This window comes from Vibrio sp. J1-1, from assembly GCF_021728395.1.
GTDB lineage: Bacteria > Pseudomonadota > Gammaproteobacteria > Enterobacterales > Vibrionaceae > Vibrio.
In genome coordinates, this window is sequence record NZ_JAKKCM010000001.1 from 380,049 (window position 1) to 393,646 (window position 13,598).

Sequence of the window (13,598 nt, forward strand, 5' to 3'; positions counted from 1 at the left end):
CGTGAACAATCTGTATTCACTAACAACGTCAGTTGGCTAGGTGACCCTCGGCTTAAGAAGGGTCGCGACGTATTATGCATAAAGCATGCCAAAATTAAAAGGATTATTTTGGGCTCAATATCCCATATGAAAGCGATCTAAAACATTATCTGTAGCAAAACGAAAAGCATCATTGCATTTGGCAAATGCAATTTGCAAAAATCACACTCCAACCACAATTATTGAGTAATATCTCAATACCTAGAGAAAACACCCAATCTTTGAACAATAATCAACCGGTTAGAAAGGAACTTATCTCGTAATAACAATACTATTTCATACTTTTTTACCGGTAATGTTTGTATACTCTGCTCCATCATCAGAAATCAACAGTACAACAATGAACTATCTAATTACTTTCTTTAAAGGGATGGCAATGGGTGCAGCCGATGTGGTTCCCGGCGTCTCTGGCGGTACTATCGCTTTTATTACAGGCATTTACGACACACTGCTAGAGAGCATTCGACGCATCAATCCAAGGCTTTTATCCATCTGGAAAAGAGAAGGAGCGACAGCGGCGTTTAACCATATCAATGGTTTTTTCCTTATCGCGCTGTTTTCCGGTATTTGCGTTAGCATTGCAACCCTCGCAAAACTGATCACTTGGCTTCTGAATACGCACCCTATTCCAATTTGGTCATTCTTTTTTGGGCTGATTTTGGTTTCGGTTTACCACATAGTTCGTCAGGTAGAAAAACGCGACGCGATTCGCTTCATTACCTTATTGGTTGGCGTTGCATTCGCTTACAGCATTACTGTGCTTAAACCACTGCATATGGAACCGACAATGGTGAATACGCTGATAGCTGGCTCTATCGCTATTTGTGCCATGATTCTGCCGGGCATTTCAGGCAGCTTCATTTTACTGCTCATTGGCATGTACACTCCTGTACTAGCGGCAGTAAAAGGCTTCCAAGTAGACATCTTGGCGCTATTTTTAACAGGTTGTGTTATCGGCCTACTGACGTTCTCACATTTACTTTCTTGGTTATTGCGCCACTTTAGAGACGCAACATTGATGTGCCTAACCGGGCTGATGATTGGCACATTGCCTAAAATCTGGCCATGGAAAGAAACATTAACCTGGCGCACAAACTCAAAAGGTGAACAAGTTCCGTTACTTCAGCACAACTTGACTCCGTTTGAATACGAACACATTACTTCTCAGCCGTCACAGCTGGTTATCGCCATTGTCATGATGCTGGCCGCGATAGCGCTGGTACTTAGCTTGGAAAAGTTCGCAGATTCAAGTAAATAAATGTCTTAATTTCATTACGGAGCCGATGGCTCCGTTTTTTTCTAATCTACTAAGGTAAATACATTTTCTCGGAACTTGTCTCGTTGAGCATCGCCCAGGTATGCTACGATGCAGTTCTTATTAAGTCATAACTGCTGAACCTTAATGAAACTGTTGAATATCACTGGTGTCGCTGTGGCACTGGTTGCGGGCTTTTACACCCCGACTCTACTAAAAAGTTTGTCGACTTCCTCCGAGCTCAAACCGCTTGATGAATATTGCTTTCTATCTACGGCGGCTTGCGTACAACAAAACGTCTCCATGACACTCAATGTCGATAACACTCAGCCCTTAGTCCCTGCTCTGCTCACTGTAGAATGGTCTGACAGCGAAGCGGAACAACTCGTACTGAGCTTATCAGGACGTGAAATGGAAATGGGTGAACCTAAGTTTTTATTAAACAAAGTGTCTCCAGGTAAATACATGGGTGAAGTGGTCTTGCCGGTCTGTACTCAAGAGTCAATGACTTGGTTGGGAGAGCTCACCGACGGACAAGACACGATTTATCCCGCCATCAAAATGCATAGATAAGGAATCAATATGAGCCGCAACTGGTCACTATTTCTCGTCGTCGCTTTCGTACTCGGATTTGGCGCGAAAAGCTATTTGGACAGCCAAGAAGCTATCCAGACCGAGCCAACTGAGCCAGCTAATTCAGAGCAAACGGTGTTATTTGGCGAAAATGAACAACCAGTCAATATTTTCGATGTCGATGACCCTCGTATTCGTATCGTGTACTTTGGCTTCACACGCTGTCCTGACGTATGTCCAACCTCACTCGCTATGTTAGCAGGCGCGTTGAACCAAATTGACGATGCGCAAAAAGCCCAGCTACGCCCGATGTTTATCTCGTTAGATCCAGAACGTGATGAGGCGGATGCGTCAGCGAAATACGCACACTACTTCCATCCTATGATTGAAGGGTTGTCAGCGCCGCTAGACATTACGACTCCGCTGGCACACAGCTACGGCGTTATTTTCCGCAAAACAGAACTAGAAGGCTCTGAGCTGAAATATACCCTGGACCACAGCTCCTACTTCTACTTCTTAAAACCTGACGGAACCTTGATCACCAAAGTTCCTCACACGCTGACGCCAGCACCGATAGTCGAGGCAATCTCACAGCTAACCGCAAAGGAAACCTCGACGAAAAGCTAAACAAGTCATTGAACTCTTGTTAACAACGCAACACTTCAACGATTAAGCGATAGAGGCTCCTCAATAGGAGCCTCATTTATCTCACTCTATTCTCACTGGCTCTTTGTTTCAAAATACAATTCTGTGCTTTACCCCTCATATATATAGGTGTATTTACGCTATATATTAGTCTCCAATTTCCAGAGGTAAACAACAGCATGCTTCAAGGTTTCAAACGTATTTTAAAGTTCCTGACTCAGGTAAATCCAAATATGGATCAGGATGTCGACACGATTATTGTCGCGATTGGTGGTATAGAGAATGTCGTTGAAACAGGCGCATGCGCCACACGTTTGAGATTGACCCTAAAATCGACGGCAGTCGTTGATCACAAAGCCTTGAAACAGCATGGCGCACACGGCGTAGTGGTTTTAGATGAAAAACATATCCAAATCATCTACGGGCTGAAAGCAAACAGCTATTCACAGATAATGGAAGAGCGTATGAGTAGCCATACTTAGGTCTGGCCACGACTCTCCCTTCCCTTCTCGGTTTTCACCGGGGGTAAATCTATCCGAATTAGACCCTAATGCAATTTGTATTAAGGCGCTTCGTTGCGTCTCGGATAATTCAATAATGAATAAAACAAACGCTTTTTTGAAACACTGACTTCAACCTGCAACCCACTCAAGCGTTTAGGTCGGACACCTTTCTTTCAGTAGCCGCTGACAAAACAGCAGAACAGAGAGCAAAAAGCAGACAGTTTGGAAAACTGGTTCGTTGTGCTATGAGTAAGAAGCGTAAACGTAACCCAAATTGCTAACGCTTTGGCTTTCGTGGGTCAATAAAATTTAAGGAGACAAATGTCTCCTTTTTAATAACTTTATTAAAAAGCATCATTCATAATCACCAATCTTTTGCAACACAAACAGCTTAGTTTAATAACATCAAGCAAACATTTAATCCAAAAACAAACTAAAACTAGACACAAAATATTACCAAGCTAAGATATGGGCTGTTCAGTCAGAGAGTGACTGAACATACAAAAACAGGATAATTGATAATCATGTGTCTTAGTGACCAGAAACAATGCTCATCCCTTGTATAACAAGGGCATTATCGCCGTGTAATGGTTAGTTATTATTCAATCACTTAGACATAACATTGCAGGAATGATGTATGCAACATAACAGCCTCGTTGCCCGATATGCTCGTGGTAACCTCGTTCTCCAGATCCTTGTCGGTATTGTCTTTGGTGTATTGCTCGCGACAGTTTCACCAAGTCATGCTCAAAGTGCTGGAATGATTGGTAGCCTTTTTGTTGGAGCGCTTAAAGCGATTGCTCCAATCCTTGTATTTATTCTGGTGGCTGCGTCTATCGCAAACCAAAAGAAAAACCAACACACTTACATGCGTCCGATCGTTGTGCTTTACCTATTGGGCACATTCTTCGCTGCGCTATCAGCCGTGGTTCTAAGCTTCCTTTTCCCAACCACTTTAACGCTTGTAACCGGCGCTGAGGGTGCGACCCCACCACAAGGTATTGCAGAAGTTCTGCACACACTACTGTTTAAAGTGGTAGATAACCCAGTAAACGCTCTAGTGGAAGCAAACTACATCGGCATTCTTGCTTGGGGTGTTGGCCTTGGTCTGGCGCTGCATCACGCTTCAGCAACCACCAAAGCGGTTTTCGAAGATCTAAGCCACAGTGTGTCTCACATCGTACGCTTTATCATTCGTCTAGCGCCGTTTGGTATATTCGGTTTGGTAGCTTCAACGTTTGCAACAACGGGTTTCAGCGCGCTAGCGAGCTACGCTCACCTACTAGCAGTACTGTTAGGTGCAATGTTTATCATCGCATTGGTAGTAAACCCAGCGATCGTTTACTTCAAAACGAAACAAAACCCTTACCCATTGGTTTTCCAATGTCTGCGTGAAAGTGGTGTGACTGCATTCTTCACTCGTTCAAGTGCAGCAAACATCCCTGTGAACATGGCATTGTGTGAGAAGCTAAAACTGGATGAAGACACTTACTCAGTTTCTATCCCTCTAGGTGCAACCATCAACATGGCAGGTGCTGCAATCACTATCACAACGCTAACGTTGGCAGCAGTTCATACTATGGGCATTGAAATTGACATATTGACTGCACTACTTCTAAGTATCGTCGCAGCGGTATCTGCATGTGGTGCTTCTGGTGTTGCAGGTGGTTCTCTACTGCTTATCCCTCTTGCTTGTGGTCTGTTTGGTATCTCAAACGACGTAGCAATGCAGGTGGTAGCGGTCGGCTTTATCATCGGCGTTATTCAAGACTCAGCAGAGACTGCACTAAACAGTTCTACAGACGTTGTCTTCACTGCTGCAGTTTGCCGTTCAGAGCACCAAAAAGAACAGCAGTAATCAAGTTAAGATTCAATAGATAAATAAAATGGGGAGCCAGTCGGCTCCCCATTTTTTATATCAACTTTTATTACACGGTGGCGAATGCCACCTCTTCAATGGGGAAATGTTTACCTGGCTCGACAAACTCTTGCTGAGCGGCAATTGTTTGTAATTCCCACTCGCCAGCATGGAAAGTTGCGCTTAGTACGCCATAACATGCATCATGACAGTGCTGGAAAGCCAGTTTCGGGCTCCAGCCCTTGAGTAGTCCAGCAGTAAAAATCGCTGAGATAAGATCACCCACACCGACAGGTTGTTTGGCAAATTCAAAATGGGGGCGTTTTGCCAGATAAATACCATCTTGGGTAGCCAGTAGCATGTTGAAGCTACCGTTGTCCAAACAGTATAGATGTTTTACCAATACAACTTTGGGACCTTTCGCTAATGCTCGCTCACAGGCGGTAATGGCCTCTTCCAGCGTATGGATTTCCATTTCTGCAAACTGGCTGAGTTCGAACTGATTTGGCACGATCACATCTGCCATTGGCATCAGACGCGTTAACAGGTTTTCAGCAATCCCCGGAGCAACGATACAGCCTTTATCTGGCGCGCCCATCACTGGGTCACAAATATAAAGTGCGTCTGGGTTCTTACTCTTAACTTGAGTGACCGTCTCTTCCACTGCGAGGCACTGTTCTGCGCTTCCTTGGTAACCAGTTAATACAGCCTGGCATTTATCCAGAGCGCCAATGTTACCTAAACCACGAACAAGTTCACTGATGTCATCGGCGGAAAACGCTCGACCTGTCCAACCCTCTTTGTATTGGGTGTGATTGGAAAATTGCACGGTATGAATAGGCCACACTTCAAAACCCATACGCTGCATCGGAAAGACAGCGCTGCTGTTACCAGCATGACCAAAAGAAACGTGTGATTGTATAGAGAGGATACCCTGCATTGTACCTGTCCTTTTATTTTTGTTATTGATAATTCTAAGACTGCGGCAAGCGCCAGTTTTGCGAAGCAGCTAGTGTATCCGACTAGCAAAGATTGTTTAACTCTATTCTTAACCATCCCATACCGATGCAGTAATTTGGCCCTCATAAAGTTGTGCAGGCTTAGATCGCATGACACTAGGAAGAGTTTACAGGATGTTAAAATAAAAGCCTCAAGAGTGAGGCTTTGCAGCCATAACGGCTAGAGGAAGTTCTGGGTAAAGTCGAGCGCGGCTTTGGAAGGCTGAGAGGAGTTCGAGGGTTTTGATTTTGTCTCCAGCTCGTCTGTTGTTAACGCATGCTGTAAGTCGGACACGTCTCCTTCATTTAGCAGATCCAGCTCTAAATTAGGCTCATCGGCTAGGACATCCTTGATCTCATCTTCATTAGGGAAGTACGCCTCACGTTTATAAACCTTGTTTAACGCACGAATGATTGAGTGCTTTTTTACCATGCCGGATGTCAGCATTCTTAGCAGTGGTTTGGCGATCACTTGTAAGCCCACCACCACATCGACACCGATATTACTCGCAACTTTATCACGTAGTGTTCGGGCCGCTTCGTACCCCATACTCGCAGAGAGAAACAGCCAGATATATGCAATGGCGTTGCCAGTTTTACTCGAATCTTTCCAAGCTTCTCCAGCGTAAAACATTGCTTCTGCGCTACCGAGTTCTGCCGCGCTTTCCAACCAATAACGACCTTTCAGCATACTCTTTTCAGTACCAATGCCCTTGGTATAACACCGTCCTACCTGAATTTTTCCAGCGACACTTTCTTTCTCTGCTGCTTTCATAAACCAGTAGAGTGCGTCGGCACTGTGACCCGACGTATTTTCCGGGGACAACTGCCACTCCCCCATATACAGCATCGCATCAACACAGCCCTCGTCGGCCGCCTCTTCAATCAGTTCATGTCCTTTGGCAATGTTTTGTTCCACACCTCGGCCAAATACCAGCGCTTTTCCAGTGACAAACTTCGCTTCTAGGTCACCTTCCACACCTGCGATGGCAGTGCGCCAAAAGTTTGCCTGCTCTTTTAGAACCACATCTTCACGCATACGCTCACTGATGCGAACAATGCCATACATACCACTGATGTTGTCCAGTTTCGCCGCTTTATCATACCAATACAACGCTTGCTTGATATTGTTTCTTTCCGCTTCTTTAGCCAGAAATAAAATCGTCGGTATATGACCCGTTTCAGCCTTAAACTCTCGCTCTTTAAGCTCTTGTTCTCGGGCTTTTTTTATTGCCTTACGATATACCGCCTCACGAGCACGCCTTTCTAGTTCCAGACGTTGCTTTCTCATCGACAACGAGATCATCCATACAAATATCAGGACAAGTGAAAGGCCAGTTGCCGCAATGGCAATACCCATGCTACTCATAAACCGCCTCTTGTTCTCCATGATAAAAATTGACGTTCCCCCTTAGGGAAACACTTAAAATAGTTGTACCAGATTAGTTTCGGCACTTGGGCTTTATATCGGCCACCGAATGAAAATCTGAAGTTGAGAAGTAAAGAATGACGTCATTTAATCTAATACGCCTTAACTTATTTTTCTTTATAAAATATCACATTGTTTTTTATAGAAGGTAGTCACGCTTTTGGGGCTGAGACACTCTCCTCCCCTGTCATCCCCCCTTCCTACTCCTATCAAAATTAACATTTTAAGTGTGTGTTACTCCTCTCACTATGCGTCCATTTTATTACTTAATTTGTGAACCAAATCGACTGTGTAAGAAAATTTTCATTTGTAAAAAACTAAACAGCCCGCTCTCACATTTTGCTGATGAGTCAGTGTATTAGCATTTCTTTGAACATTTCCTTTCGGCATTTACACCAAATAGGACGTATGGCTCTTCCGTGCTTTGAGCCGAGAAGAGCTGACGCATTCTTTATTTCAATTCAATAAAAATGGATTTGTAAACGTGGACAAAAAAACATTTAAATTATCAATAATTGCCAAAACCGTACTGCCTTTGATCTCCGTCGCGGTGATCAGCGGTTGTGGCAGTGACAGCACCAACGACAATACCACCAGCCCGAGTGCAGAGCTGTACCCAGCGGGAGAGAATGAAGTTGTTGTTTACTATAAACGTGATGTTGCCTCGGCATCGACAGCAAGCGACTACAATGGCTGGGGTCTGCACCTATGGAATGGTGAAGGCTGTACCAGTACTGATTTAGAGGCCATGGGCATTACAAGCAGTGGCACGGATTGGGCTGCACCTCACCCATATGATGGTATTAGCGAAACTTATGGTGCGTACTACGTACTTAAAGTCGATCCTGACGCGTCTGACCCATACGAATGTATGAACTTCATTTTACACAATGGAGACGACAAAGCCTTCGGCAGTGCAAACTCGAAAGTTGAGCTGACTAAGATCGGCGAATCTAAAGGGGTATTTGGCTTCCACGGCAGTAGCGAACTTTTCTACGAACCAATCGCAGAACGACCTGTCGACGTTGATGGCCAAAAAGCTCATTGGTTAGATGCCACCACAATTGCGTGGGAGGCAGCAGCAAACGCTGACTCAATGAAGCTTTACTACAGCCTGACTAACGACATCCAAATGGATGACGACAAGCAAATTACCGGCGGAACAGCGGTAGATCTAAGCAAAGCGGGTGATTTATCGGACGCTCTGAAATCTCGCTTCCGTCACTTATCTAGCATGCAAGCCGCTGGTATCGATGTGGATGACGCCACACTCCGTACAATTCTGAAATCACAAATCGTGATGGTGGCTTACAACGCCAACGGTGATGTTATTTCCGCGACCGAAGTGCAGAAACCAGGCGTACTGGATGCTGTATTCGCTGATGCTGATGCTGGTAACGCTATTGGTCAGGAGCTAGGCGCGATTGTTGAAGGCGGCGCTGCGACCTTCAAATTATGGGCACCAACCGCTCAAGAGATTTCTCTGATTATCTATGATGAGAATCTGCAAGAAGAATCAACCGTTACAATGACGGAAGATAGCGTTACTGGTATTTGGGTTTCAGAGCCACAAAGTAACGTAGTGAACAAATTCTACCGCTATCAAGTGAAGGTTTACCACCCAACAACTGGCGCTATAGAAACACGTATGGTCACTGACCCATACTCATTAAGCTTGTCGCTAAACTCTCTCTACTCACAAGTTGTCGATCTTAACGACGCAAGCCTAATGCCACAAGACTGGAACAACTACGAACGTCCAACGGTTGAAAAAGACGAAGATCACGTATTGTACGAATCACACCTGCGTGACTTCAGTTTCAATGACAGCCAAGGTACGCCAGCTTACAACGGTAAATACTTAGCCCTAACAGAGCCTGAGCGTGAATCTGTCTCGCACCTGCAAGCGCTGAAAGATGCAGGTTTAACAACGCTACACATCCTGCCTGCATTTGATATCGCTACCGTAGATGAGAATGTAGAAAAGCGTGTCGACATTAACGACACCGTTGGCAAACTCTGTGGCATTAAGCCAGATGCTTCCATCTGTGAATCAGAAGATGATGCGAAAATCATTGAAGATGTCCTGAACGGTTACGATCCTGCAAGCGGTTCTGCTCAGGCACTAATGAACGATCTACGTATGCTCGACAGCTTCAACTGGGGTTACGACCCATTCCATTACACCGTACCGGAAGGCAGCTACGCGACGAGCCCGAATGGCACCCAGCGTATTATTGAATTCCGTGAGATGGTTCAGGCAACGCATAAGATGGATCTGAAGCTGGTGATGGACGTGGTTTACAACCATACCAACGCATCAGGCATCAATGAAAAATCCGTTCTGGATAAAATCGTTCCGGGATACTACCACCGCCTAAACGTGAATACTGGTGGCGTAGAAAACTCAACCTGTTGTGATAATACCGCGACTGAAAACCTGATGATGGGCAAACTGATGGTTGACTCACTGAAGGTGTGGGCTGAAGACTACAAAGTTGACGGCTTCCGTTTTGACTTGATGGGTCACCAACCAAAAGATGTGATGGTTTACGCATTAGAGCAAATCCGCCAGATTGACCCGAACACGCTATTCTACGGCGAAGGTTGGGACTTTGGTGAAGTAGCAAACGACGCGCGCTTTGATCAAGCGACTCAGCTGAACATGGCTGGCACAGAAATTGGTACCTTCTCAGACCGTCTACGTGATGCAGTCCGTGGTGGTGGTCCATTTGACGGCGGTGTCGATTCAGATGGCACCCACTCACTTCGCTACAATCAGGGCTTTGGTAACGCGGCATACGCAAACGAAGAAACCAAAACAGATACTGACTCAGTGAATGGGCGTCTGCATAACCAAGATATCGTTCGTTTAGGTATGGCTGGTAACTTGGCAGACTACGTCCTTGTCGATTACACCGGTGAGACCAAGCTTGGTAAAAACGTAGACTACAACGGTGCTCCTGCTGGCTATACTAAGATGCCTTCAGAGAACATCTCATACGTTTCTAAGCACGATAACCAAACGCTTTGGGATAACAACGCGTACAAGATTGCGACAGGCACCAGTTCTGCTGATCGTGCTCGTATGCAAAGCGTATCTCTTTCAACCGTGATGCTAGGCCAAGGTATTCCGTTCATTCACATGGGTTCTGAACTACTTCGTTCAAAATCAATGCAGCGCGACTCTTACGATTCTGGCGACTGGTTCAACCGTGTATTCTTTGACGGTAGCGACAACAACTGGAACGTAGGTCTGCCTCGAGAAGATAAAGATGGCAGCAACTGGGATCTTATCAAAACGATCATCAGTGACAGCACAGCGAAGCCTGATACTTCAGACATTGAGCTGACTAAACAGCAGTTCCTCGAGCTACTAAAAATCCGTAGTTCAAGCGAATTGTTCCGTCTGGATACTGCTCAAGAAGTGATGAATCGTGTTGACTTCCGCAACGTTGGTCAAGATCAAGTTGCTGGTCTGATTGTTATGTCTATTGATGATGGTGTATCTGCAGGCCAAGATCTGGATCCAAACAACGATGCGATTGTCGCAATAGTTAACTCATCATCTGAAGCACAGTCGTTTACTGTTGCAGGCGCGAGCGGCTTTGAACTTCACGACGTTCTGAAAAACTCTGCGGATACTGTTGTACAAGGAGCAAGCTTCTCTGGAGAAACCTTTATGGTTCCAGCTCTAACGACAGCAGTATTTGTTCAGCCTCAAGGTACTACTCAAGGTGAAGGTCTGCCAGTGAATACGTCAAACAAAGACGTATCAAGCATCCCTCCTTACGGTGAAACAGTTGTCTACGTGAAAGGTACAATGAACGGTTGGGCTGACAGCTCAGACTGGGCAATGACCTTCATTGGTAACGGCATGTACTCTGTAACAGGTGTATTAGAAGCTGGTGACCATGAGTTTAAGTTTGCAGACTCTGGCTGGGCAAACCCAAATATTGGTTGTAGCGCAGCGGATCAGGCAAGTGATTCTCTTGCTTTGGGAACAGGTGAAAACTGTACACTAACTGTGGCTGAAACGGGTAAATACAACTTCATTCTAAACGCACTTAACGTTCAAGATGAAAGCGTAGAAAAACCAGTCGTTTCGGTAACCAAGTCAGCCGACGCACCAACGTTCGGCGAAACTGCACTTTACCTACGCGGTGATGTAACAGATGCTAGCTGGGCAGCGATCGACAGCGCGAAGTTCAGCTATGTCGCAAACGATGTTTACTCATTAGACATCAACCTTACCGCAGGTACGTTCGACATGAAGATTGCCAGCTCAGATTGGGCTGACGCCACTAACTTTGGTGGTCAGGGCGCAATTGAATTCGGCACTCCATTAACAATGGAAGCTGGTGGTTCAAGCGGTAACATCAGTATCACTGTACCAGCAGACGGAAACTACAATTTCCACTTCAATGCCGCTGATAAAGCAGCACCAATCGTGACAGTGACACAAAACTAAGTCATTTAACGATACGAAAAGGGGAAGCAATCGCTTCCCCTTTTTTGTATTTTGATAAGTAAAAATGACTCATTGTTTGTTGTGATTGGTATCCACTCGAGTAGACAAATAAAAGCCAAGTGATGCATTTCAGATTGGCAACCGCACTTGGCTTAAGAGAAGAAATAGTTCAAACAATCTTATCGAGAAACAGTAAAGAATCGAGCCTCTAAAGGCGACATCGAGATTTGATACTGACCATTACTTGGCGTGATATTCTCGTTCGCTAACAAATCCACCAGAGCTTTACTACTGCCGACAGAATCCTCACTGAGTATCACGGTTCTGGTACTTTCTAACGTATTCAACGCAAACAAGACCTGATCGGTACCAGATGTTTTTAAATCAACATAACTACCGTTGCTCGACAACAGGTTAGTACGTGTGCCCTCATATAGCGCAGGGTGCGCAGCACGCATCCTCATCAGAGATTGAACATAACTTTTAAGGTCAGCTTGATTAGCATCTAAGGTTGCGGTAACACCCTCTATTTTCGCGCTGCTTCTGGCAACGTGATCATCACATAGACCCGCCAGGGCACAAGTGTTGATGTCCTCTTTTGCAGCGAATCCGTCGACTTGGTCACCAATTTCATCTCCGTAATACAAAGTGATCGGGCCCGAGTAAGCTGCCTGGAAAGCAAACGCCGCTTTATGGCGTAGCCAGTATTCTACGTCGTTGACATCCGCTAGCCCGCCCCGTTGCAATAGATCACCAAAACGCACTAAATCGTGGTTACCTATCATTAAGTTGGGTTGCGCATGACTTGGATATTGTTGGTGAGTAAGGTAACCATTATCCAACCAATCGACCCCTCTGCCACCAACGCCACTTTCGTTCACCGCTAAGGTTTCGACAATGCGATAGCGCATCGGGAAATCAAAAGCGGAACACAAGGCAGGATCACTTTCTGTGCCATAGGCTTCACCTGCAATGTCTGACTCCCCTTTCCAGATCTCCGCCACCATGTAACCAAGAGGGTTCACCTGGTCACCGTCACTATTGGTATATGTCACATTTTGCGAGGCTTGAACCACGGCTTTACGCAGTTGTGTCCAGGCGTCGGTCGAGACTTGATACGCCTGATCTAAACGCCATCCGTCTATCTTGAGCTCGTTGATCCAATAGGTCGCCACTTCTTTATAAAATTCGAGGCTCTGTGGATAATCAACGGGGTTATTTGCCCCCGATGGTAACAAACCGGATGGAGAAGGCTTAATCAACCCCGCTTTATGGTGACCAAACACACCATCAAAAAAGACATACAAGCCTCGTTTATGCGCTTCATCCACCAGCATTCTTGCGGTTTCCAAATCGCCAAAGCGCGGGTCAATCGTGAAGTAGTCCGTCGCATAGTAACCTGTGGCATCCAAGCGATCAGACCAGTCATCTTGCCCATCAATGGCTTCAGACTCAAAAATAGGCGTCAGCCAAATCGCATTCACACCCAAGTCCTGAATGTAATCGAGTGAATCAATAATGCCTTGCAGGTCGCCATTGTGATGACTGGTGCCATATCCCGTGCCATAGCCAATACTTGTGTCGCCATCGACAAAGCTTTCAACCATAATCTGATAAGTCCTAAGCTGATTACTTTGCTCCAATACATTTGTCTGGCAAGCATAGTTACTGGCTTCGGGTAAAGTTGCTCCACCATTATCACCATCAGATGAGTTACAGCCCGATAAAGCGCCTGCCACAGCTAAGGCCAGTAAAGATCGATATAGTCGTTTGTTCACACATAACCTCCCCAAAAAAATTAGCCCCGACATGTTTTACATGCAGGAG

9 protein-coding genes are annotated in these 13,598 nt (G+C 45.5%); 6 read left to right on the forward strand and 3 right to left on the reverse strand.

Annotated elements, in window-relative coordinates:
* Window positions 1-379 precede the first annotated feature (379 nt).
* The 5 genes from L3V31_RS01715 to sstT all read left to right on the forward strand — a co-directional run bounded on the left by L3V31_RS01715 (window position 380) and on the right by sstT (window position 4,873).
* Window positions 380-1,297 carry a DUF368 domain-containing protein gene (locus tag L3V31_RS01715; protein ID WP_237314192.1) on the forward strand — a complete coding sequence of 306 codons (918 nt, stop codon included), beginning with the start codon at window positions 380-382 and terminating at the stop codon, window positions 1,295-1,297.
* Between the two features lie 144 nt (window positions 1,298-1,441).
* A complete protein-coding gene (locus L3V31_RS01720) occupies window positions 1,442-1,867 on the forward strand; it encodes a hypothetical protein (RefSeq protein ID WP_237314194.1) in 426 nt (141 codons plus the stop codon).
* Between the two features lie 9 nt (window positions 1,868-1,876).
* Complete coding sequence (locus tag L3V31_RS01725) at window positions 1,877-2,494, forward strand: SCO family protein (RefSeq protein WP_237314195.1); 618 nt, start codon at window positions 1,877-1,879, stop codon at window positions 2,492-2,494.
* A 197-nt stretch (window positions 2,495-2,691) separates the two neighbouring features.
* Complete coding sequence (locus L3V31_RS01730; RefSeq protein ID WP_237314197.1) at window positions 2,692-2,994, forward strand: PTS glucose/sucrose transporter subunit IIB; 303 nt, start codon at window positions 2,692-2,694, stop codon at window positions 2,992-2,994.
* A 658-nt stretch (window positions 2,995-3,652) separates the two neighbouring features.
* Complete coding sequence (gene sstT / locus L3V31_RS01735) at window positions 3,653-4,873, forward strand: serine/threonine transporter SstT (RefSeq protein WP_237314199.1); 1,221 nt, start codon at window positions 3,653-3,655, stop codon at window positions 4,871-4,873.
* Between the two features lie 70 nt (window positions 4,874-4,943).
* Here sstT and pdxY read toward each other — a convergent pair whose 3' ends face one another.
* Together pdxY and L3V31_RS01745 are read right to left on the reverse strand one after the other, a co-directional pair.
* Window positions 4,944-5,813, reverse strand: a complete 870-nt coding sequence (pdxY, locus tag L3V31_RS01740) for a pyridoxal kinase PdxY (RefSeq protein WP_237314201.1) — start codon at window positions 5,811-5,813, stop codon at window positions 4,944-4,946.
* 239 nt (window positions 5,814-6,052) lie between these two features.
* Window positions 6,053-7,240, reverse strand: coding sequence for a tetratricopeptide repeat protein (locus L3V31_RS01745; protein ID WP_237314203.1), 1,188 nt, complete (start codon window positions 7,238-7,240; stop codon window positions 6,053-6,055).
* Between the two features lie 544 nt (window positions 7,241-7,784).
* On the opposite strand from L3V31_RS01745, the gene pulA reads away from it, so the two are divergent.
* Window positions 7,785-11,771, forward strand: coding sequence for a pullulanase-type alpha-1,6-glucosidase (pulA, locus tag L3V31_RS01750; protein ID WP_237314205.1), 3,987 nt, complete (start codon window positions 7,785-7,787; stop codon window positions 11,769-11,771).
* A 179-nt stretch (window positions 11,772-11,950) separates the two neighbouring features.
* Here pulA and L3V31_RS01755 read toward each other — a convergent pair whose 3' ends face one another.
* Window positions 11,951-13,549, reverse strand: coding sequence for an alpha-amylase family glycosyl hydrolase (locus tag L3V31_RS01755; protein ID WP_237314207.1), 1,599 nt, complete (start codon window positions 13,547-13,549; stop codon window positions 11,951-11,953).
* Window positions 13,550-13,598 lie beyond the last annotated feature (49 nt).

Coding starts and splice junctions, on each gene's coding strand:
- pdxY (WP_237314201.1), bottom strand. CDS start 5,813: ATGCAGGGTATCCTCTCTATACAATCACACGTTTCTTTTGGTCATGCT.
- sstT (WP_237314199.1), top strand. CDS start 3,653: ATGCAACATAACAGCCTCGTTGCCCGATATGCTCGTGGTAACCTCGTT.
- L3V31_RS01730 (WP_237314197.1), top strand. CDS start 2,692: ATGCTTCAAGGTTTCAAACGTATTTTAAAGTTCCTGACTCAGGTAAAT.
- L3V31_RS01715 (WP_237314192.1), top strand. CDS start 380: ATGAACTATCTAATTACTTTCTTTAAAGGGATGGCAATGGGTGCAGCC.
- L3V31_RS01720 (WP_237314194.1), top strand. CDS start 1,442: ATGAAACTGTTGAATATCACTGGTGTCGCTGTGGCACTGGTTGCGGGC.
- L3V31_RS01725 (WP_237314195.1), top strand. CDS start 1,877: ATGAGCCGCAACTGGTCACTATTTCTCGTCGTCGCTTTCGTACTCGGA.
- L3V31_RS01745 (WP_237314203.1), bottom strand. CDS start 7,240: ATGAGTAGCATGGGTATTGCCATTGCGGCAACTGGCCTTTCACTTGTC.